Origin of the sequence: Janthinobacterium amylolyticum (genome assembly GCF_051380655.1) — a bacterium.
In the GTDB taxonomy this organism is placed as follows: domain Bacteria; phylum Pseudomonadota; class Gammaproteobacteria; order Burkholderiales; family Burkholderiaceae_D; genus Janthinobacterium.
Genome location: NZ_JBNYXL010000020.1, coordinates 1 through 21690 on the forward strand (window position 1 = coordinate 1; position 21690 = coordinate 21690).

A 21690-nucleotide genomic window follows, 5' to 3' on the forward strand; every position below is an offset into this window, starting at 1 on the left:
CATTACCTGATGCACCGGTATAACTGGATACGGCCGCATCAGTTCAACCAGGGACTGGCACCGGCCGTCGTCGAAGAAAAACTTAATATAGTGTCCGGGATGGGTTGACCACTACAGAGCTTTGGACAAAACACAGTCTCTACAAGTGGACTATCAAGGGTCGGGATTACTTGGTCCCAGCTTTAGCTTTGATGCGCGCCTTCTTCGGCCCATCCCGACACTTACTAGCTGAAATGTTTCGCCCTCAGGCGCTTGAGCGAATATGCTACCTAGATTTTGACAGCACACCTCCCGCATTGTGCTTGGCCATTCACCGAGTACAGCCGGTAGATACACGCGCTAGACAGGCTGTTGACCAACGACTCTCATGGATGCTGGCCTACCCTTCAGCGCACCAAATGGCGGGGAGCATTCACCGATTTGGCTTGCAAGGTCGCTTGGACATTACGCTACCCAAGGCCACCGCATACGTTGAAGTCACGGGTATGCCACTCGGCACCAGCTTTTTCGTAACAAGATGTCGGTTAATGAGCCTCGCTCCCCAAGAGACGCCTATCATTGGCGTTCCCGCTACAGCAAGGTTCGTTATGCAGAAGTTTCGAGGCCATGGATGCGATGTCGCGCGGCATGGTAACGGCAGCACAAAATTGACCGATGCGGAATGGGAACACATCTTCAAGCTTCCCAGCGGAGGCAGAACACTTTTAGCCAGTCCAGCATCGCGCGCTCGTCTGGACTTGATACTGGAAAAACTTGCCGAGGAAACTGCTTGGAAAAATGTGGCGAACGGCGCCGTCTCGATAGACATGGTCATAGCTCTTCACCGAGCCTTAATGAAAGATGGTGCCCTTGAAAAAATCCTGCTTTGCATCGAAGAAAGCAGAGGGTCAACTGCGACGAAAGTTGCTGATGAGGACTCGAATCTCAGCGTGTGAAGCTGCGGAGACCGTAAATTACGATATACGTCGATACTCCGTCCTAGCGTGCCGTTCGGGTTCGCGCCCTCTAGCTCTAGCGCGTTGCCCTCCGCGCGGCAATATCGTTGAGCATGGCATAGTCACCCTCGTCGCCATATCTTTCGCGTACAAATACGAGCATGCCGGCTACTCGCAGAATCAAGTGCTCTTTGACGAGCGCCGTTCCTGCTGCTGAAACGTGATGCTCAAGTTGCGCTGCGTCGCCTATTCAGACAAAACGTTGAAGCCGTTCCGTCAAGGTATCGCCCTGATGAGATATTCGTCAACCCAATCTGTGGACAAGGCAGCGTCTGCAAAAGCATCTTTCGTTGTCGGCTGACGTGCCAGCGCCAGTGTTTTCTCCTCAGGAGCATGCGATTCTGCCCTTGCCCTACCGAGACTCTTAAGCCAATTGAACATGTCCCCCGAAGTATCAACCGAATGCTACAAGATATAGCGCCTGCGGTGTCCTTCCTCTATGCCATAAGCTATACGGGTCGTATTCCATAGGAAGTGTGGGCAAGTCCTGCGTGGGGACAAGGCGAGCGTTGAAATAGATTTTAAAGTCGGGAGTGCCCAGTTACCGACTCAAATGTAAAACACTGCTATGACAAGACATCGCCATTTACCGACTTAAATGTAAAGTGAGAAGCGTGAAAATGCCTTGCTCATAGGAGAATCGAGTTACCGACTTAAATGTCACTACCCATGGGCAATGGCCCGCTGGTCGCCCACCACCAGCGCGACGATCACGCCAGCGTATTGCCGGCCTTCCAGGCTGCGCGCGATGCGCGTGCGCAGCGCCGCGCGGCTCGCTTCCACCACATTGCCAAAACCGGGCACGAAGGCGGCCAGGCGCACGTTCGGCGTATCGGCGCGCGGCTGCGGCCGCACATAGCCGGTGGCGCGCACGCCCTGCTCCAGCAGCCAGGCCTCGTAGTCAAAGCCCATGGGATTGGCGTTGCCGTGCGGACGCTGCAGGCGCACGGTCAGCCGCCAGCGCTCGCCCGGCTGCACATCGCCCACGGCGTTCGCCACTTCATCGCGAAAACCCGCATACCAGGACAGGGCGATCAACGGTGGCACTGTTGCACCCACGGCCTTTTCCACGGCAAAATTGAAGCGCACGCCCTGCTCGAAACGGTAAGGCAGGCTGGCCACCGTGCCCGTGACGGTGATGTCCTGGCCTTCATCCGCCAGCGCCAGTTGCGGCGCCATGGCGGCCTGGGCCAGCCAGGCCGCCCAGTAAAAGCCCAGTCCCACGCCACTAGCGAGCGCAACAGCGGCGCGCCAGTGCGCGTGACGGCGCAGCAGCAGGGCCGCCGCCATCGCTGACCCGGCAACAGCCAGCAGCGCCGCGCCCGCATGCGGCGGCAGGCTGGCCTGCGTCTGCAGCCACGCGGCGCCGGCGGCAAAACCGAGGATCAGGGTGCGCATGGAAGCGTGATGGTCGCCAGGTGCGAAGATAGGCATCAGACTATAGAGCCGGCGCCGGCGCTCAGGCGGCTTTCCGGCCCTTCATCTGATCCAGCGCAACAGGGGCTGGGCTGGCGCCTGGAATATCAGCGCCCGGCGCCCTGGCGTATTGCATGCCTGGCGCATCGTCCGGGCGCCTGGCAAAGCCGTTTTTCAGATAGAAGCCGGCTTTTCCCGTCGCGCAAAAGAGGTCGGTATCCTTGATACCCGATAAATGGCACTGTTCAACAAGCAGCGTCAATAGCTGTTCTCCGAGGCGGCGCTGCTGGTATTCGGATCCACGATCATTTCTGTAATGAATGCATGTAGTTTCCCATCTGAAATTGCGCGCGCAAACGCCACAAGCCTGTCGCCATCATGGGCCGACACCGAGGCCCACGAACCGCGTAGCGCATCGGCGTAAAACCCCACATCGCGTTCAATCGGGCCCCAATTCGTCGTGTCGTAAAGGTTCTTGAACGATAGGGCGGCAGGTGCTTCCAAAGAGAAAATAATTTTCATATGGCAAGATTCGACGGGCAAATGGAAAACCCCATGTTGAACGTTCTTTGCGCCTCGGGGAAAATTTACTTGCTACATGATCAATTTTAGCGCGTAACGCGGCGCCGGCATGGCAGCGGCTGGGGCCTGCGCCTGGTGCGCGCGCGGGCCGGCCAGGCAATGGTTTGCCGAACACCGCCCGCCCCCATCGACGGTATAATCGGCCTCGCTTACTTCAACACCCAGGCACGACATGACTTCCTCCGCACTTCCTCCCGACGCTTCCAGCGATTTTTCCGACGCCACCGAAGACAATAACGACGCCACCCTGGTCGCGGAACTGGGGGAACTGGCCGAACATGTCCGCCTGGTGAAGATGGAAGGCCGCGTCTTCGTGCGCTTTTCCGGCGTGGTCAAGGCCGGCCACCTGGTGGTGCCGTATGCGCTGGTGCCCGCGCAGGGCGTGCTGGCGCGGCCGGCCAAGTGGCGCAAGATGGACCGCGAAACCAAGCTGGCCCTGATACGCGAGCGGGCCAGCGTGGCCGTCTTCGACGAACTGCGCCAGCACGTGATGGATTTCGTCGCCGATATTGCCGGCCTGAGCGAGGACGTGGACACGGACCCGATGGTCTTCCTGCACACCCTGGGCGACATGCAGACGTCCGAGCCTGCCGGCATGGTATTTGACCGCATCCGCCAGCGCTTCAACCACGCCATCGAACGCCAGCAGGAAGAGCAGCATGCGGCGCGCACGCGCCAGAGCATCAACCTGGCCGAGTATCCGGCCTCGTTCGAGATGGCGCGCCGCCTGCCGCGCCGCTTCATCGCCCTGCTGGGCCCTACCAATTCGGGCAAGACGCACCGCGCCATGGAAGCGCTGGTCAAGGCAAAAAGCGGCATCTACCTGGCGCCCCTGCGCCTGCTGGCCCTGGAAAACTACGAGCGCCTGCAGGAAGCTGCGCCGCACGGCAAGCCGCTGGCCGTCAGCCTGATCACGGGCGAGGAGCGCCGCGTCGTCGATGGCGCCACGCATATCGCCAGCACGGTGGAAATGCTGGACACGAAAACCGTCGTCGAAGTGGCCGTCATCGATGAAATCCAGATGCTGGCCGACCCGGACCGGGGCGCCGCGTGGACGGCCGCCGTCTGCGGCGCGCCGGCCCACACGGTGTACCTGGTGGGGGCGCCGGAAGCACGGCGCGCCATCGAGGCGCTGGCCGATCGCCTGGAATGCCCGCTGGAAGTGCATGTCCTGAAGCGCATGGCGCCGCTGTCGATGGAGCCGACGGCCGTGCGCAAGGTGCGCAACCTGCGCCGCGGCGACGCCGTCATCGCCTTTTCGCGCCGCGAAGTGCTGATGTGGCGCGACATGATCACGGAAACGGGGCTGTCGGTGGCGACCGTGTACGGCAACCTGTCGCCTGAAGTGCGGCGCGCGCAGGCGCAGCGCTTCCGCGACGGCACGGCCGATATCGTCGTCGGCACCGATGCCCTGGCGATGGGACTGAACATGCCGATCGCGCGCATCGTCATGACCACCAGCGTCAAATACAATGGCCGCGAAGAGGAAGAGATTTCCGCCGCGCTGGCACGCCAGATCGCCGGACGCGCGGGCCGCTACGGCGTGCATGAAGAGGGTCTGGTGGCCGGCTACGACAACGAGACGCATGAAGTGATGCGCGCGCTGCTGAAGGAAAAGCTGCATCCGCTCAATACCAGCGGCTTTGCCGTGGCGCCCTCGCTGGAGCATTTGCACCGCATTTCCGCCGTCACGGGCGAGCTGTCGCTATCAAAACTGCTGCGCCGCTTCATCCACAATATCGACGTGCCCGATGGTTTCTTCTTCCCGCGCATCACGGAAGACCAGAAAGAGCGCGCACTGTGGCTCGATACCCTGCCCTTGTCCGTGGCCGATAAATTTACCCTGTCGCTGGTGCCGATCTCCAGCAAAGTGCCTTCCCTGCAGACGGCGTGGGAGCACTGGTCGAAGAACCTGTCGCAGGGAAAAGTGAGCACGCTGCGCCAGCACGCGTATGGCGGCGGCACGCAGAATCTGCAGCAGGTGGAAGACACGTGCCGCTACTATTCGGCGTATGCGTGGCTCAGCTACCGCCTGCCCGAGTTCTTCCCCGATATCGACGTGGCGCAAAACCTGTCGCGCGATGCGTCGGAACGGGTCGATTCCATCCTGCGCGCGCACAATGCGGCGTCGCGCGGGCGTTCAGGGAAAAAATTTAAATAGCCTGGATCTTCACGACACCTGATGAAACCGCAGCGAGCGGCAGTGATTTGTGGCCAAGAAGCGCAAGGCGCAGCAGGTTTGATCAGGTGTACTAGCGCAATTCCCAGAACCAGACCTCCGCGCACGTCCAGTAGCACTCGGAGCCGCAGACCTTTACCCCGGCCGACGGCAGCAGGATGTCGATATGCCCGCCAGCGCCGCCCAGGTAGCCCGGGATGCGGAAGAATGCCACGAGGCCCTTGCGCTGGCCGATGCCGTCTATCGCCGCATCGCGTGCGAATTTCTCGGGCGGGCCGAACATCGACGGGCTGGCCAGCATGTGCGCCAGCTTGGCCTGACCCGGCTCGATCAGCGCGCCCTTGAACGGTCCCTTGCGGATCGCCATGCGCCCTTTCAGCCTGATGCCGGCCTTGATCAGCGCCAGGCTGACGCGGATGGCGCAGGTGTTGGCAAAGCTGTCCTTGCCGATCAAGTCTTCCCAGCCGATTTCGCCGAACAGGGCAGCCTGGTCAACGGCGGCCACGCTGGCATAATTTTCACGCAGCTTGATGAATGCAGGTTTCACGTCAGCCTCCCATCGGTGGTGGAGTGGTACAGGGAAAACGCCCCGCCAGGATGGCAACGATCAGGGTGGACGCATCGCGCTGGCGCGCTCCCGGCGGCAGTTTTTTCAGTTCAGCGACAATGTGCGCATCGATTTCCAGTGTTTTCAGGCGGCCCGTATCGCACCACAGCCGGCCCTGCGCCGCATCGGCTACGCCAGCCAGGTAGCCTTTGGCGTAGCGCTGGCCGAGCAGGAAAGCAGGATCGGCCATGTCTCCCCTGGACGGCCCTTCCTGGTAATAGGCAATCAGCTGCTCCGCGTTCAGGCGCGGCGCGGGCGGGTAGGCGGCACCCTGCCCGCGCGCGCTCGGCAGGCACAGGCTCAATAGAATCAGAAGGAAGGCGACATGCATGGCCAGCCATGGTCAGTGGGAAGGTCTGGCCGATTGTAGAACGATGCGCCAGCCCCGCACTGAGCGAGGTCAAGCGTAGGTCGGATACGTCGGGTAGGTCGGATTAGCGCGTCCGAAGGGCGCGCGTCATCCGACGATATTGTTGGTGCAACGGCTGTCGGGTTACGGCCTTTGGCCTAACCCGACCTACGGCACTGAACGAGGTCAGGCATCATCCGACGACTTTTTTGGCGCCACGGTGTTGTCGGGTTACGGCCTTTGGCCTAAGCCGACCTACGACGCTGAACGATATCTAGCGTGGGTTGGGTGCGTCGGGTAGGTCGGATTAGCGCGTCCGAAGGAGGCGCGTAATCCGACGACATTGTTGGCGCCACCGGTGTTGGCGGGTTACGGCTTTTGGCCTGAGCCGGCCTACTGCTGAAAATGCAGCTTGAGCACCAGCCCATTATGGTCGTCGGCCAGGTAGATGTCGCCATCCTGGCCCAGTTTCACGTCGACGGGGGCGCCGCGCCCCTGCTTGCCCTTGCGCTCCCAGTTGCTGATCAGCTCGACGGACTTGCCCAGCGGGGCGCCGGCCTTGTCGGGCAGCAGCGCCACCAGGCGGTGGCCGTTGCCGCGGTAGCCGTGGTAGCCGATGATGAGGCTATTCCTGTACTGTTCCGGGAAGCGGCTGGCCGTGTAGAAGGTCATGCCCAGCGGCGCGGCGTGGCCGGGCAGCAGGCGCTGCGGCGCCACGTACTTGGCGGCGCAAGCCGTCTTCGGATATTCGGGACTGGCGACATTGTCGTCGTAGCAGTACGGCCAGCCGTAGTGCTGGTCGGCCTTGATCAGATTAAGTTCTTCGTGCGGCAGGTTTTCATCGCTTTTGAGCTGCGGCATGGCCGCCTGGATGGCGTCGCGCGCGTTTTCCGCCTGCCATAACTGGCCCGTCGAAGGATGGAAGGCCAGCGCCATCGAATTGCGCAAGCCGCGCGCGTGCGTGCGCCAGCTCGTCACCGTGCCGGCCGGCCAGGCCATCTTGTATTCGCGGATGGCGCCCAGCGCTTCCGGGCCTTCCGCCGAGGCGCACGGCTTGGCGGGATCCGGGGCCTTGCCATCGCTCTCGCAATGGTCGGTGCTGGATCCCACGTTCACATACAGATCGCCCTTGGGACTGAAACGCATGTTGGTCAGCAAGTGCAGGCCCAGTCCTGGCAAGGGCGGCGTCTTGGCCGTGCCGCCGATGATGTCGGTGGTGGCGCGGGCAGGGTCGCGCAAGTCGAAGCGGAAGATGCGCCCCACTTCGCCCACATAGACCATGCCGTCCGGCCCCTGCACGATGCCATTCGGGCGATCGAGCTTGTCGAGCAGCAGCTTGCGCTCATAGCCGGTGCCGGCCGCCTTGCGCTGCAACAGCCATAATTTGCCCTGTTTCGGCGCCCAGCCAGCCATGTCCGTGACGAGGATGTCGCCATTCGTCAGCGGCAGCACGCCACGCGGGAACTTCAGGCCATCGGCCAGCACGGCCACGCAAAAGCCGGGCGGCGTGGCAACGTCGAGGCGCGGCATGCCGTCGCACTGGGCGCTTTGCGTCGCCATGGCGGGAGCAAACGCGCCGGACAGGCAGGCGGCCAGCGCGCCGGTGATCATCTTGTTGTTCATCGTGGTCTCATTCCATCAAAGGTAAGCGGGGCAGCACGGCGCGCGCGTTGGCGCTGGTGGCGGCCGCCACATCGGCCAGTGCCAGGCCGCGCAAGTCGGCCAGCACGGCGCCGATGCGCGGCAATTCTTCGGGGCTGTTGCGGCCAGGGTGTATCCAGGCGGGAGAAATATCGGGCGCATCCGTCTCGAGCACGATGGCGGCCAAAGGCAGGTCGCTGGCCATGCGGCGTATTTGCAAGGCGCGCGTAAACGTCATGGCGCCGCCAAAACCCAGCTTGAAACCCAGTTCGATATAGCCCTGTGCCTGCTGGAAGCTGCCATTAAAAGCATGCGCGATGCCGCCGTTCGGGCGGATCTGGCGCGCGTGCTTGAGGACGATATCCTGCGAGCGGCGCACGTGCGTCAGCACGGGCAGGTCGAAGTCGCGCGCCATCTTCAGCTGCTCGCGCAAAAAATGCTCCTGCTTGGCGCGCATGGCCGGTTCGCACAGCATGGGAATGAAGAAATCGAGGCCGATCTCGCCGATGGCGACAAAGCGCGGGTCGGCCATGGCCAGCGCCACGGCCTCGCGCAGCGCCAATAAATCGTCTTCCGTTGCCTGCGGCACGTAGATCGGGTGGATGCCCAGCGCATAGCAGGCGTTGGGCGCCGCTGCCGCCAGATCGCGCACGATAGTGAAACTGGCCCGTTCGACGGCGGGGATGACGATCATGCCCACGCCCTGCGCGCCGGCGCGCGCCGCCACCTGCAGCGATTCGCTGCCGAATTCATGCGCGTCGAGGTGACAATGCGTATCGATCCACAGCATGGCGGCTCCTTAGTATTGCTCAGTATTGATAAGGCTGCAGCCCTTCATCCGTCAGGCGCAGCACGCGGTCGCAGCGCTTGGCCAGTTCGATATCGTGCGTGACAATGACGAAGGCCGTGCCCAGGGTGCGCGACAGTTCCAGCATCAGGTCGAAAATCTGTTCGGCCGTGGCGTGATCGAGGTTGCCCGTCGGTTCATCGGCCAGCACGCAGGCCGGCTGCGTGACGAGGGCGCGGGCCAGGGCCACGCGCTGGCGCTCGCCGCCCGACAGTTCGCCCGGCGTGTGCGACACGCGCTTGGCCAGGTTCACGCGCGTGAGGATCTGCTGCGCCAGGTCAGTGGCCGGCGCGCGCTTCATGCGGCGTATCATCAACGGCATGGCGACGTTGTCCAGCGCGGAGAACTCGGGCAGCAGGTGGTGGAACTGGTAGACGAAACCCAGCGAAGCGTTGCGCAGGTCGCCGCGCGCCTTTTCACTGAGGGTGGCGAAATCCTTGCCCAGCAAGCTCACCTTGCCGCTGGTGGGCGTATCGAGGCCGCCCAGCAGATGCAGCAGGGTCGATTTGCCCGAGCCGGAAGCGCCGACGATGGCGACGCGCTCGCCGCGGTGGATGTCAATATCGATGCCGGCCAGCACCTGCACCTTGTAGCTGCCCTGCGTGAAAGTCTTGCCCAGGCCACGGCAGGAAAGGACGGCGGAATCAGCGGAGGCGCCGTTGACGGCGGGTTTGTTCAGATCGGTCATGGTCGTATTCAGTGGATTATTCATAGCGCAGGGCTTCCGCGGGTTTCACGCGCGCGGCCCACCAGCTTGGGTACAGGGTCGCCAGAAAGGCGAGGATCACGGCCAGCACGCCGATCTTGGTGACGTCGGGCCAGCGCAGGTCGGACGGCACGGTGCTGATGAAATAAATGTCCTTGGAGAGGAACTGCACGCCCAGCAGGTGCTCGATGAAGGGCACGATGACGTCGATGTTCATGGCCACCAGCACGCCGCCGCCCACGCCCAGGATGGTGCCCAGGATGCCCACCAGCGCGCCCTGGATCATGAAAATCTTCATGATGGAGCCAGGCGAGGCGCCCAGGGTGCGCAAAATTGCGATATCGGCCTGCTTGTCCGTGACCGTCATCACCAGGGTGGAAACCAGGTTGAACGCGGCGACGGCGATGATCAGGGTCAGGATGATGAACATCATGCGCTTTTCCGTCTGCACGGCGGCGAACCAGTTGGCGTTCAGCTTGGACCAGTCGCGCAGCCACAGGTCGCCCGGCAAGGTTTTTTTCAGTTCCGCCGCCACTTGCGGCGCCTGGTTCATGTCAGCCAGGCGCAAACGCAGGCCGGAAGGGCCATCGATGCGCAGCAGGCGCTGGCCGTCTTCGATATTGATGAAGGCCAGGCCCGCGTCGAATTCATTGTGGCCGGCCTGGAAGATGCCGCTGACGGTAAAGCTGCGCATGCGCGGCAGCACGCCCGCTGGCGTGACCTGGCCCTGCGCCAGCATCAAGGTGACTTTTTCGCCCAGGTTGACGCGCAAGGCGCGCGCCAGCTCGATGCCCAGCACGATATTGAAGGTGCCCGGCTGCAGCGCCTTGAAGCTGCCCATGCGCGTCTGGCCGGCCACGTCGGACACATTCGGCTCTTCCTCGGGCAGCACGCCGCGCACGATGGCGGGGCGCAGCGCGTCGTCGCGCAGCAGCATGCCCTGCGTTTCCACAAACGGCGCGGCGCCTTTCACGGCAGGATTCTTGAAGGCCTGCGCCGCTTCGGCGCGCCAGTCGGGCATGCTGCCGCTGTTGTCGAACACCTCCACGTGGGCCAGCACGGACAGCATGCGGTCCGTCACTTCCTTCTGGAAGCCGTTCATCACGGACAGCACGACGATCAGCGCGGCCACGCCCAGGCCGATACCGGCCATGGAAATGAGCGAAATAAAAGAAATAAAACTGTTACGGCCACTGCGCTTGCCGGCCCGCGTGTAGCGCAGCCCGACCAGCCATTCGAAAGGAAGATTTTTTAACATGCTTGTGAAGTGATTGATTCTTGTGTAAGCGACATGCCGCTGTGCCGACCCAATGGCGAAGTACCGGGGTCGGACCCTGAGGATCCGACCCCAGTTTCTGCCTCAGGGCTAATTATCTTATTCATACCGCAGCGCCTCGGCCGGTTTGACACGCGCGGCGCGCCAGCTCGGGTAGATGGTCGCCACCAGCGCCAGGCCAAAGGAGATCAGGCCGATCTGCGCCACGTCCAGCCAGTGCACGTCCGACGGCACGGCGCTGATCTGGTAGATTTCCTTGGAAATGAAGTGCAGGCCGAAGATGCCTTCAATGAAGGGCACGATGACGCCGACGTTCAGCGCCAGCAGCGTGCCGCCGATCACGCCCAGCGCACTGCCCAGCAAGCCTACCAGCGCGCCCTGGATCATGAAAATCTTCATGATGGAGAACGGCGAAGCACCCAGGGTGCGCAAAATGGCGATGTCGGCCTGTTTGTCCGTGACGGACATCACCAGGGTCGAGACCAGGTTGAACGCGGCCACGGCGATGATCATGCTGAGAATGATGAACATCATGTTCTTCTGGCTTTGCACCAGCGCATACCAGCTGGCACTGGCGCGCGACCAGTCGCGCATCCACAGCTGGCCCGGCATCGATGCCTTCAGTTCGCGCGACACTTGCGGCGCCTTGTTCATGTCGTGCAGGCGCAGACGCAGGCCGGACGGGCCATCGAGCTGCAGCAGCTGCTCGGCGTCCTGCATATTGACGAAGGCCAGGCTGCCATCGAGTTCATTGTGGCCCGCTTCGAAGATGCCGGCCACCTTGAGCGCGCGCATGCGCGGCATGACGATGCCATTGGCCGGATCGCCCGCCTTCGGCTCGCGTTCCAGCATCAGGGTCACGTTCTGCCCGACTTTCACATCCAGCGCCTTGGCCAGGTCGATGCCCAGCACGATATGGTAGGAACCGGGGGTCAGCGCGCTGAAACTGCCCTGCTTCATCTGGCTTGCCACGCTCGACACGGTGGCTTCCTGCTGCGGCAGCACGCCGCGCACGACGGATGGACGCATGGTTTCGTCGTTGAGCAGCATGCCCTGGGTTTCCACGAACGGCGACACGGCCTTGACCTGCGGGTTGGCGTAGGCGGCGCGCTCCTGCGCCTGCCAGTTCGGCATCGAGCCGCTGGTGTCGAACACCTCGACGTGGGCCAGCACCGACATCAAACGGTCAGTGACTTCCTTCTGGAAGCCGTTCATGACGGAGAGGACGACGATCAGGGCGGCCACGCCCAGGCCGATGCCGGCCACGGAAATGAGGGAAATGAAGGAAATGAAGCTATTGCGCCCGCTGCGTTTCCCGGCGCGCGTATAGCGCACGCCGACCTGCCACTCAAAAGGAAATTGTTTGATGATGCCCATGCGCTCCCGCGACAACGATGATATGCGAGCGCGCAGTGTGCCACACAATGGGCATTTCATGCATCAACTCTGCGTGATCCATGTGTGAAACCGCGCACGCCTGCCCTATTTTTCCTCCTGCGCCAGGCCAAACGCGGCCAGCAGCTGGCCCGCCAGCGCATAGTGCCGCATTTGCGCCAGGGTCAGACGGTGCTGCTGGTCGATGCGCCGCTGCTGTATCGTGAAATACGTGTCGCGCGTCTGGATGATCTGCTGCAGGTTGCGCCGCCCTGCCTCATACTGGATGGCGCCGCCGCGCACGACGAAGGCCATCTTCCTTTCCTGCTCTTCAAGCAAGGCAAGGGTGCGCTGCGCGTTGGCGATGCGCGGCAGCGTGCTGGCCAGGTCGGCGCGCGTGCCCTGCTCGGCACGCCCCACGTCCGCCTCTGCCGCCTGGGCGCGGCTGATGCTCTCGTCGCGCTGCGCCAGGCTGCCGCCGCCAAGGGGAAATTCCCACGAGACGCCCACCGACCAGCCCCGCTGCTGGATCGTCGAAGGCGGCGGCGTCGTCTTGTTATTCAGCAGGTGGCTGACATTCAGGTCAATTTTCGGGGCCAGGATGGCCGCCACGCTGCGCACGCGCAGCCGGGCCGCCGCTGCCCGTTCGCGCACGGCGCGCAACTGCGCCTGCTGCGTGTCGGCGTTTGCCAGGGCTTGCGCCGGCAGCGGCGCAAAGGCGAAATCGGCAAGCTGCGCCACCGGCTCGAAGGCCAGCGCTTCGAGCTTGATCTGCGCCGCCAGGCGGTCCGTCAGCAAGCCGTCCTGCACCAGTTCCGCGTCCAGCTGCGAGCTTTGCGCCAGTTCGCGGTCCACTTCCGACGACTTGCCCAGTTCCGTCTGGCGCGTGACCTGCCTCACCAGCTGCGTCACGTCGCGCAGGCGCTCCTGCGACTGCAGCAGGCTGCGTTCCAGGCGCTGCATGTCGAAATATGCCTCGGCCAGCTTTTCCGCGCTTTCCGCGCGGGCCCGTTCCACGTCGAAGGCGGCGCCCGCCCTCTCGCGCTCGGCTGCATCGAGTTCGGCGCGGTCGGCGCCGCCGTTATAGACATTCCAGCGCACGCTCGCCTCGACCTGGTGCGTGCGCCGCTCCACGTCCAGCGCGCCGTCGAGGTCATTGCTGCGTCCCCGCGTCGCCTGCAGCCCCGCCGTCGGAAACAGGCGAGACCTGGCCTGCCTGTAGCGCGCCTCGGTGGTGGCCAGCGCCGCCTGCACGGCGATCACTTGCGGATCGCGTGGCACGGCGCGCGCCAGCAAGGCGGGCAAGCCGCGCGTGGACTGCGCCTGGAAAGTGGCCGGCGCTGCCGGTTGGGCCACCGCGTTGGCACAGGCGAAAACCATGCAAATCAACAAAATACGCATCACCGCTCCTGCAGGGACGACTGCAAGCCGCGCAGCACGGGCTTGAACACATATTGCAGTACCGAGCGGCGCCCCGTCAGGATGCCCACGTCGACGGGCATGCCGGGCGTGACGGGCAGCACCTTGCCATGCGCCGTCAGCTGGCTGCGGTCGGTGCTCAGCTGCACCTCGAAATACGGCTCGTTGCGTTCGTCGGGAATCGCGTCGGCGCCCACGCGCACCACCTGCGCCTGCAGGCGGCCATAAGTGGTGGCGTCATACGCCAGCACATTCGCCGAAGCGCGCTGGCCCACGTGGATGAAGCCGATGTCCGACGGTTTTACGCGCACGGAAATGAGCATTTCGGCGTCGGCGGGGACGATTTCCAGGATAGGCTTGCCCGGCTGCGCCACGCCGCCGACGGTGGCCAGCAGCACGCGGTTGACGACGCCATCGACGGGCGCCGTGATATCGCGCCGGCTCACCTGGTCCTGCTGGCCTTTCACGGTGCTGGCCAGGGCACCCGCCTTGGTTTCGTATTCGCTGCGCTGGGCGCCCCACTGGCCGCGCATGCGCGCTTCCACTTCGCCCGCCTGCGCCTGCGCTTCGGCCAGGGTGGCCGCCAGGCGCGGCACGGAGGCGCGCAGGCCGTCGAGTTCCGTGCGCTGCTGCTGCACGCGCTGCTGGGCGTTCAGGTAGTCGCCGCGCGAGCCGGCGCCCTCCTTGAATAAACGCTCCTCGATCGACAGGCTTTCCAGGGCGATCTTCAAGCCAGCGTCCAGCTGCGCGATGCGGCTGTGCGCTTCGGCCAGCTCGCCGCGCCGGCGCGTCACGCCTTCGCGCGCGGCCGCCGTGGCGGAAGCGAATTCGCGCTGGCCATCGCGCCACAACTGCGTTTCCTTGGCGATCAGCTGCGGCGCCTCTTGCTGCCACTCGGGCGCAAATTGCGGTGTGCCACCGGACAGCAGCGCGTCGAGGCGCGCCCTGCCCGCCAGCGCGGCCAGGCGGTTCTGCACGCTGGCGCCCAGGTTGGCGTCATATTGGGCTGTGTCCAGGCGCAGCAGCAAGTCGCCGCGGCGCACGCGCTGGCCCGGTTTCACCAGCATTTCGCGCACGATGCCCCCTTCCAGGCTTTGCACTTCCTGCAAATGCGACGGCGGCGTGATGGCGCCACGGCCATTCACGGACACGTCAAGCTGGGCGAAGGTGGCCCAGGCCAGCACCAGCACCAGCAATACGGCAATCAGGGCCAGCATGCGGATGATAATGCGCTGCGGCGCCCTTTCCGGATCCGGGTGGGCCGCCGGCAGCGGGCGGGCATTCGGGGCATGCAGCGCGCTCATGCCGCCGCTCCCTGTTCCACCGCAGGCTTGGCCGCCTGGCTATTGAGCACGCGCATGACCTCATCGCGCGGGCCGTCGGCCACGATGCGTCCCTTGTCGAAGACGATCAGCCGGTCCACCAGCGCCAGCATGGCCATGCGGTGCGTGACCAGCACGATGGTCGTGTCTTTCAAAGTGCGCAGCCGGGCGATCAGGCGCTGCTCGGTGGCGGGGTCGAACATGCTGCTTGGTTCATCAAGCAGCAGCATCGGCGGCTTCGCCAGCAAGGCGCGGGCCATGGCCACGGCCTGGCGCTGGCCGCCGGACAGGCGTTCGCCCCGCTCGCCCACCTCCATTGCCACGCCATTGGGCAGCTGGGTGATGATGTCGTCGAGACAGGACATGCGGATGGCGTCGAGCAGGCTGGCGTCGTCGGGCTGGCTGCGGCCCAGTTCAATGTTTTCGCGCAGGGTGCCGTGGAACAGGGTCACGTCCTGCGGCACGTAGCCGATCTGGCGGCGCAGGCTCAAGGGTTCGAGCTGGGTGCTCGCCAGGTCGTCGAACAGCACGCTGCCGCTTTGCGGGCCGTACTGGTTCAGCAGCAAGCGCAGCAAGGTACTCTTGCCGGAACCGAGCTTGCCGATCACGCCGACCCGCTCGCCGGGACGGATCCGCAGGTTGAGTTTATCGAGCAGCGGCGGCGAATTCGGGTAGGCAAAGCCCACGTCGCGGAACTCGATGCGCCCGGACAGCGGCGGCGCCTGCAGACTGGCCGCATCGTCGTCGGTGGGCGACTCCATGATTTTATTGAGGGCGTGGTAGGACAACTTGGTCTGCTCCCAGCGCATGATCAGGCCCGCGATCTGGCTCACGGGCGCCAGCGCGCGCCCCGTCAGCATGCTCACGGCGATGATCTGGCCCAGGGTCAGCAGGTGTTCGCCCATCAGCAAGGCGCCCGTGGCCACCACGGCCACGCCGGACAGCGCCAGCACGGCCGTGTTGATGTAATTGACCCGGCTGACGATTTCGCGCGTTTCGACGCTGTTGGCGGCGATGGCCACCGTCAGGCTTTCCCACTTGCGCCGGCTCCACGCCTCGGCGCCCAGCGCCTTGATGGTGTCGAGGCCATTCATGGTTTCAAACAGGTGCGCCGTGCGCTGCGCGCTTTCCTGCATCGAGGCCGCCACGTGGCGCGCCAGGGCCGCGCGCGAGGCAAAGGCGACCAGCAGCAAGATCGGCATGGCGGCCAGCGGCACCAGCACCAGCCAGCCGCCCACCAGGGCGATCACCAGCAGGAAGAGCAGCAAAAATGGCAGGTCGCCCAGGGTCGTCAGGGTGGTCGAGGCGAAGAATTCGCGCACGGATTCGAAATCGCGCACGGTATTGGCCAGGGTCCCGCCTGAAGCGGGCCGGCTGGCTGCGCGCAGGCGCAAACACTGGGCGAAGATATTCGACGACAGCGCCACGTCCATGCGGCGCGACGCCGTTTCCACCAGTTCGCCGCGCAGCAGACGCAGGGCCAGTTCGAAGCCCGTCAGCACCACCACGGCAATGGTCAGCACCCACAGGCTGGCGGTGGCATTGTTCGGGATCACGCGGTCGTACACGGCCATCGCGTAAAACGGCACCAGCGCGCCGATGAGGTTCAGCACCAGGGTGCCCAGCAAGGCCCAGCGAAAGATCCAGCGGTTGCGGTTGAAGACATCCCAGAACCAGCGCCCCGCAACCGGCATGCTGTAGAGCAGGCTGCGCTGGTCAAAGAACATCACGGGGCGCACGGCCACCCAGCGCGCATCGGGCACTTCCCGCACCAGCGCGGCGGCGTCCAGCCAGGAACTGCCTGCGATGCCGGGCACATGACATTCATATCTGCCATCGGCGATGGCCAGCACCACCAGCGCCTGGCCCGCGCCATTGATCAGCAAAGCCGGCATTTCCGTGGCGCGGCGCGGCTGGCCCGCCGGCAATGCGGTGCCGGCCAGGGTGGCGTGCGCCAGCGCCTGGTCGAGGAAAGCGGGATCGGCCGGGCCGGCTTGCGCGGCCACGCTGGCGCGCAGGCGCTCGGCCTGCACGGCCACGCCGAAAAAGCGCGCCAGGAAGACAATGGCGTCGGCGATGGCATGGGTGGAGATGCCGGCAGAGGCACTGGAGGTATCGGGGGGTGGGGCCATGATGGATTCACAATAAAACGCTGCGACGCACCGGTCGGGCGCGCCGCAGCGGGAACGCTATCGCTTGCGCGATGAGCGACGATTAATTCAGCGCGGAAGCGCCCTTGCGGCGGCGCGCCATGAAGCCCAGCAAACCCAGGCCCGCAGCCAGCATGGCCCAGGTTTGCGCTTCCGGCACCGGCGACACGCTGAGCATGGTTTGCGAAGCGGGGTTGACGCTGGTCAGGCTGGTGTAGTTGTACAGGTTCTGGATGGCGCCATTGCCCGTCGCCACGCCCAGCATGGTGTTCGCTTCGCTGACGACGGCATTGCTCAGGCTCTTGAAGCGCAGGTCGCCCGTCAACAGGTTGGTGTTGTCGTTATTCAACTCCCACAGGGCCAGCTGGAAGGCGGCCGCGCCATTCGCATTGCTCGACGCATTCGCCACCGACGCGCTGTAATAGCCTTCATACAGGCGCTTGATGGAATCGCTGGCGGCAAACGTGCCGCTGCTGTAGCTGTTCGCGCCGCTGTTCAGGGGCACGTACGGATCCAGGCAAAAGGCCAGGAAGCTGTTGCTTTCGTAGCTGACTTGCCAGACGGAAGGCGTGATGGCGTTGCCGCTGCCAAAGGCGCCGCCGCTTGCCGTGAACAGGGGCACGCCAAAGAAATCTTCGACGGTGAGTTTGGACTCGGCTGCCAGGACACTGCCGCTGGCCAGGGCAAAGGCGGCCGCCGCCAGGGTGCCGCGGACGATCAGGTGCATGGATTTTTTCATTGTGTTTCCCTAAATAATTGTCAGTATCGAAATGCGCCGGCGCCCCGTGCAAGGGCGCCGGCATGGATGCCAGGCATGGCTATGGCCTGGCGGTGGACATCAGGCAGCCATTTCCTGGGGCTGGGTATTCGCGTGGGCCATGGCGCGGCGCAGCACGTCGGCCATGTCGCAGTGGGCCTGGGCCTGCGCTGCCGGAGCGACGGCGGCCGGTGCGGCACCCACCGTGGTCACCGAGCCATCCTGGCCCAGCACCACGTCGAGCGTGCTGTCGTCGCGCAGCAGGTCGGCCATGCTGGGCAGTGAAACGCCGGCGGCCGCCGCATCCTTGGCGTCGACGTTGAAATACACGTCCGTCATGTCGACCGACTTGCCGTCAGCCAGGGTGGCGCTGCTGCGTTCCAGGTGCAGATTGCTGTTGGCGTCGAGGAAAGGCAGTTCCGTGTAGCTGACCGTCAGGCTGGCCACGCCGGCGTCGTGCAGCGACATCAATTCGCCATCGTCCGTCACGCCGTTGCTGTTGGCATCGCGCCAGATGCGCAGTTCGGCGAACTTGTCATCGTGCGCATCGACCACGCCGTCGCCGTTCGAGTCATAGCTGGACAGCTTGGCAAAGCCCGTGCCCTTCTCGTTGCCGCCGAACAGTTCCGAGATGTTGTCGATCTTGCCATTGCCATTGCTGTCGATGGCCAGCAGGCCGTCCTGGGCCGAGACCCAGCCCGTCTGGATGGCGTTGCCCGTGCCCAGCAAGTCGAAACTGCCGTGGAAATCGGCGCGGGCGATCGTATGCACGCCGTCACCGTTCAAGTCGATGACGATGGGCGTGATGGCCGCATCCCAGCTCATGTCGTTCTGGCCCGACGCCAGTTTCAATATGTCCGTATAGACCACGTTGCCCGTCGTGCCATTGCTGTTGACGTCAGAATCGATGTTGTCGTTCGTGCCCACGTTCTTCGCGCCCCAGCGCCACGTGTCCATGGCGTAGCCGGCGTGATACACGCCCGACTTGTCGAACTTGAGCGAATAGCTGCCCGGGTCGAGGTTGCTGAACAGGTAGTTGCCGTTGGTGTTCGTGTAGGTGGTGGCCAGCAGCACGCCGCTGCCCGAGTACAGCTGCACCTTGATGTTGGCGATGCCCGCCTCGTTGTAATCCTGCACGCCGTCATGGTCGGCGTCGCGCCAGACCTTGTCGCCCAGGCTGGCCTTGCGGTAAATGCCCGCGTCCCAGCTCATGTCGTTCTGCCCGGCGGCCAGGTTGATCAGTGCCGAACGCCCCGTGCTGACATCGACGTCGGAATCGGCCGTGTCAACGCCCAGATTGGCCTTGGTGTAGTAAAAGCCCGATGGACGGATGACTTCCACCCTGTAGCCGCCGGCCGCCAGTTCGCTGAACAGGTAGTTGCCATTGGCATTCGTTGTCGTCGTGGCGATGACCTGGTTGTATGCATTGAGCAAGTTGACTTTCACGCCAGCCACGCCCAGTTCACCCGCATCCTGCACGCCGTTGTAGTTCTTGTCTTCCCACACGCGGTCGCCGATGGAGGCCGTGTTGAGTTTCACCAGGCCTGCATCCCAGTCCAGCTGGGTTTCGCCCGACTTCAAGGTAGCCCAGGTAGTGGTCAAGCCGGTAGCCGGATTGACGTCCGAATCGGTGGCGTAGCCGCCGATATCTGCCTTGGTGAAGCCGTAGCCGGCCGGCGGCACGAAGCCCAGGTAGTAGTTGCCCGGCACCAGGTTGCTGAACAGGTAATTCCCGTTGGCATCCGTGGTGGCGCTGGCGACGACGGCGCCGTTGTTGTTATACAGGTTGACTTTCACGCCGCCCACGCCCGCTTCCCCCGCATCCTGCGTGCCATTGCCGTTGGTATCGCACCACACGCGGTCGCCGATGGCCGCCGTCTTGTACAGGCCGGCATCCAGGTCCCTGTAGTTCTGGCCGGCAGCGACCGTTACCTGGCCGCTGTTGCCCAGCGTATTGATGTCGCTGTCGAGCGCATCGTTGCCGCCCGCATCCTTGACGGTGGTCAGGTAGCCGGCCGGTGCGACGACGGCGATCGAGTACGTGCCCGGATCGACATTGAAGTTGTAATAGCCGGTGGCATCCGTGACGGTCGAGCCGATGACGCTGCCTGCCGCGTTTTTCAGCTGCACGGTGACGCCGCCGATGCCGGACTCGCCCGCATCCTGGATGCCATTGGCATTGCTGTCATGCCAGACGCGGTCGCCCAGGCTGGCAGGCAGGGCGATGATGCCAGCGTCCACGCTGTGGTTGCTGTCGCCCGAGGCCAGCAGCACTTGCGCCGTGCGGCCATCGGCATTCGCGTCCGAATCGCGCAAGTCGTCGCCGCCCCGGTCCTGGCCCGTGAAGGCGTAGCCGGCTGGCAAGGTGGTCTTGTCGAACTGCACGCTGTAGGCGCCCGGTTTCAGGTTGGCAAACAGGTAATTGCCATTCGCATCCGTCAGCAGCGGACTGCCGACGGCGTTGCCCGACGCATCGAGCAAGGTCACTTTCACGCCTGCGGCGCCCGCTTCACCGGCATCCTGCACGCCATTCTTGTTCGTATCGAACCAGACCCGGTCGCCCAGCTCGGCCGTGCGGTACAGGCCCGCGTCCAGGGTCAGGTTGGTCTCGCCCGGCGCCAGGGTGACGGGCGCCATCTTGCCGCCGGCATCGATATTGCTGTCCTTGACCGTGTCGCCGCCCTGGTTCGCTGTCGTCGGCACGAAGCCGGCCGGCGCCACCACGGTCACGGAATACGTGCCCGGATTGACGTCGAAATGGTAGCCGCCGCCGGCATCCGTGGTGGTGGTGGCGACCACATTGCCGGCCGTATCTTTCAGTTGCACGACGACATTGGCAATGCCCGCCTCGCCCGCATCCTGCACGCCGTTGGCATTCTTGTCTTCCCAGACGAAATCGCCCAGGTGCGCCATCGGCACCTTGAAGGTCAGGTAATGGGGCGCCAGGCTCAGGTCCTGCGCATTGCAGCCTTCCGTGCCGCCGTCGTCGCGCACCTTGAAGCCGAGGTCGAAGTCGCCGGCGACCGTCTGGCTGGGCACGAAGACCAGGTGGCCGGCGCGGAGGTCATCGATGGAAACCTCTGTACCGACCGCAACGGCTACGCCGTTCAGCAAGACCTGGCCTGCCGTGGTGGTATTCGTGATGACGATGGATTTGAAACCGTCGTGTTCGACATCATCGTGGAAGCCGAAATCGCTTTCGCTCAGCACCACGCTGGCGCCGTCGACCAGGGTGAAGGTCTTGTCGGCCGCATCGGGCGCGTCATTGACGGGGTCGATGATGACTTGCAGGACCAGCTGGACGATATCCCCATTGCCCTTGTCGATCGTCACCTGGATGGTGGAAAAGCTGCCGTTGTAGTTGGCGGCCCAGTCGCCGGGACGCACATACACGGTGTCGCTGTCGAGCAGGCCGAACAGCGGCGTATTGCTGCTGGACTCCGTGTCATCCGGCAACATGACATTGAAGGCCTTGATGTTCAGCTCGCCTTGCGCCGTGTAGCCGGCTTGTATCAGCAAGTCGCGGATGTCGAAATTCTTGCTGGTGTCTTCGCAAACGTGGACCGTGGTCGACAGATTAAAAGTAGTCATGCGGCCTCCTGACGGTGCGCAACGGCGGCGGCAACGATGGAGACGAATGAGGCCAGGGCGCAATCAGCCTGGCCGTGCAAAGCGGCGAATGTATACATGGGTGGGCTTCCAAGAGGAGACTTGTTAAAAAAATGAAGCCGGCAGCATCTTGTATACAGTTTCTAGGGACACAGGAGCCAAACGACGCAACCACACAGCAGGGGGTGATTGTCTTTCTGATATTTAAGTTAGCGCAATTATATCGTCGATATTTGCAAAAGCAAATTGATTTCCATCAATATCAATAAAATTTTTATAATTTTAATGCATTCTTGACAGTGGATCTAAAGCCGCCTTGCCGTCGAAATTGCATGCCGCCTAGTTGTGAAGTTGCAAGAGGTTATTCTGGCCGGATCTGAGCCGTGACATTGGGGCTTTGCCAGCAATGCCCTGATGCGGCCGGTGCCAGTTGTAGTGATGGTTCCATTCTTTGAGCATGT

General features: G+C 63.7%; 16 protein-coding genes and 1 pseudogene. 2 read left to right on the forward strand and 15 right to left on the reverse strand.

Features of this window, described 5'->3' with window-relative positions; genetic code table 11:
- The first annotated feature begins 527 nt into the window (after positions 1-527).
- Complete coding sequence (locus ACQ4WR_RS27800; protein WP_436491300.1) at positions 528-935, forward strand: hypothetical protein; 408 nt, start codon at positions 528-530, stop codon at positions 933-935.
- A gap of 723 nt (positions 936-1658) precedes the next feature.
- Here the strand turns inward: ACQ4WR_RS27800 and ACQ4WR_RS27805 are convergent.
- Together ACQ4WR_RS27805 and ACQ4WR_RS27810 are read right to left on the reverse strand one after the other, a co-directional pair.
- Entirely contained in the window at positions 1659-2429 is a 771-nt protein-coding gene (locus ACQ4WR_RS27805; protein ID WP_436491302.1) for a ComEC/Rec2 family competence protein, read from the reverse strand.
- 240 nt (positions 2430-2669) lie between these two features.
- The gene (locus tag ACQ4WR_RS27810; RefSeq protein WP_180979555.1) at positions 2670-2933 is read right to left on the reverse strand and encodes a hypothetical protein; all 264 of its coding nucleotides are present in this window, start codon (positions 2931-2933) and stop codon (positions 2670-2672) included.
- Between the two features lie 232 nt (positions 2934-3165).
- Here ACQ4WR_RS27810 and ACQ4WR_RS27815 point away from each other — a divergent pair, with 232 nt between their 5' ends.
- The gene (locus ACQ4WR_RS27815; RefSeq protein ID WP_102298040.1) at positions 3166-5154 is read left to right on the forward strand and encodes a helicase-related protein; all 1989 of its coding nucleotides are present in this window, start codon (positions 3166-3168) and stop codon (positions 5152-5154) included.
- Between the two features lie 91 nt (positions 5155-5245).
- On the opposite strand, the gene ACQ4WR_RS27820 is transcribed toward ACQ4WR_RS27815, so the two are convergent.
- From ACQ4WR_RS27820 to ACQ4WR_RS27880, 13 genes and pseudogenes are all read right to left on the reverse strand, one after another.
- On the reverse strand, positions 5246-5719 hold the full coding sequence (locus tag ACQ4WR_RS27820) for a T6SS effector amidase Tae4 family protein (protein ID WP_436491304.1): 474 nt from the start codon (positions 5717-5719) through the stop codon (positions 5246-5248).
- A 1-nt stretch (position 5720) separates the two neighbouring features.
- Complete coding sequence (locus ACQ4WR_RS27825; protein ID WP_436491306.1) at positions 5721-6110, reverse strand: Rap1a/Tai family immunity protein; 390 nt, start codon at positions 6108-6110, stop codon at positions 5721-5723.
- Positions 6111-6521: 411 nt separating this feature from the next.
- Positions 6522-7751, reverse strand: coding sequence for a PQQ-dependent sugar dehydrogenase (locus tag ACQ4WR_RS27830; protein WP_436491307.1), 1230 nt, complete (start codon positions 7749-7751; stop codon positions 6522-6524).
- A gap of 7 nt (positions 7752-7758) precedes the next feature.
- Entirely contained in the window at positions 7759-8556 is a 798-nt protein-coding gene (locus ACQ4WR_RS27835) for a TatD family hydrolase (RefSeq protein ID WP_436491323.1), read from the reverse strand.
- 22 nt (positions 8557-8578) lie between these two features.
- The gene (gene lolD, locus ACQ4WR_RS27840; protein ID WP_436491309.1) at positions 8579-9304 is read right to left on the reverse strand and encodes a lipoprotein-releasing ABC transporter ATP-binding protein LolD; all 726 of its coding nucleotides are present in this window, start codon (positions 9302-9304) and stop codon (positions 8579-8581) included.
- A gap of 16 nt (positions 9305-9320) precedes the next feature.
- Positions 9321-10580 carry a lipoprotein-releasing ABC transporter permease subunit gene (locus ACQ4WR_RS27845; RefSeq protein WP_436491311.1) on the reverse strand — a complete coding sequence of 420 codons (1260 nt, stop codon included), beginning with the start codon at positions 10578-10580 and terminating at the stop codon, positions 9321-9323.
- Between the two features lie 117 nt (positions 10581-10697).
- A complete protein-coding gene (locus ACQ4WR_RS27850) occupies positions 10698-11975 on the reverse strand; it encodes a lipoprotein-releasing ABC transporter permease subunit (RefSeq protein WP_436491313.1) in 1278 nt (425 codons plus the stop codon).
- A 105-nt stretch (positions 11976-12080) separates the two neighbouring features.
- Positions 12081-13373 (reverse strand): TolC family protein, encoded by a 1293-nt coding sequence (locus tag ACQ4WR_RS27855; RefSeq protein WP_436491314.1) that lies wholly within the window; start codon positions 13371-13373, stop codon positions 12081-12083.
- Positions 13373-14695, reverse strand: a complete 1323-nt coding sequence (locus ACQ4WR_RS27860) for an HlyD family type I secretion periplasmic adaptor subunit (protein ID WP_436491316.1) — start codon at positions 14693-14695, stop codon at positions 13373-13375. The genes ACQ4WR_RS27855 and ACQ4WR_RS27860 overlap by 1 nt, the downstream gene beginning before the upstream one ends.
- Entirely contained in the window at positions 14692-16845 is a 2154-nt protein-coding gene (locus ACQ4WR_RS27865; protein WP_436491318.1) for a type I secretion system permease/ATPase, read from the reverse strand. Before ACQ4WR_RS27865 ends, ACQ4WR_RS27860 begins: the two co-directional genes overlap by 4 nt.
- Before the next feature lie 82 nt (positions 16846-16927).
- Complete coding sequence (locus ACQ4WR_RS27870) at positions 16928-17590, reverse strand: PEP-CTERM sorting domain-containing protein (RefSeq protein WP_436491319.1); 663 nt, start codon at positions 17588-17590, stop codon at positions 16928-16930.
- Positions 17591-17701: 111 nt separating this feature from the next.
- On the reverse strand, positions 17702-21211 hold the full coding sequence (locus ACQ4WR_RS27875; protein ID WP_436491321.1) for an SdrD B-like domain-containing protein: 3510 nt from the start codon (positions 21209-21211) through the stop codon (positions 17702-17704).
- Between the two features lie 357 nt (positions 21212-21568).
- Positions 21569-21690 (reverse strand): annotated as a pseudogene (locus ACQ4WR_RS27880) (IS481 family transposase); the annotation flags it as partial.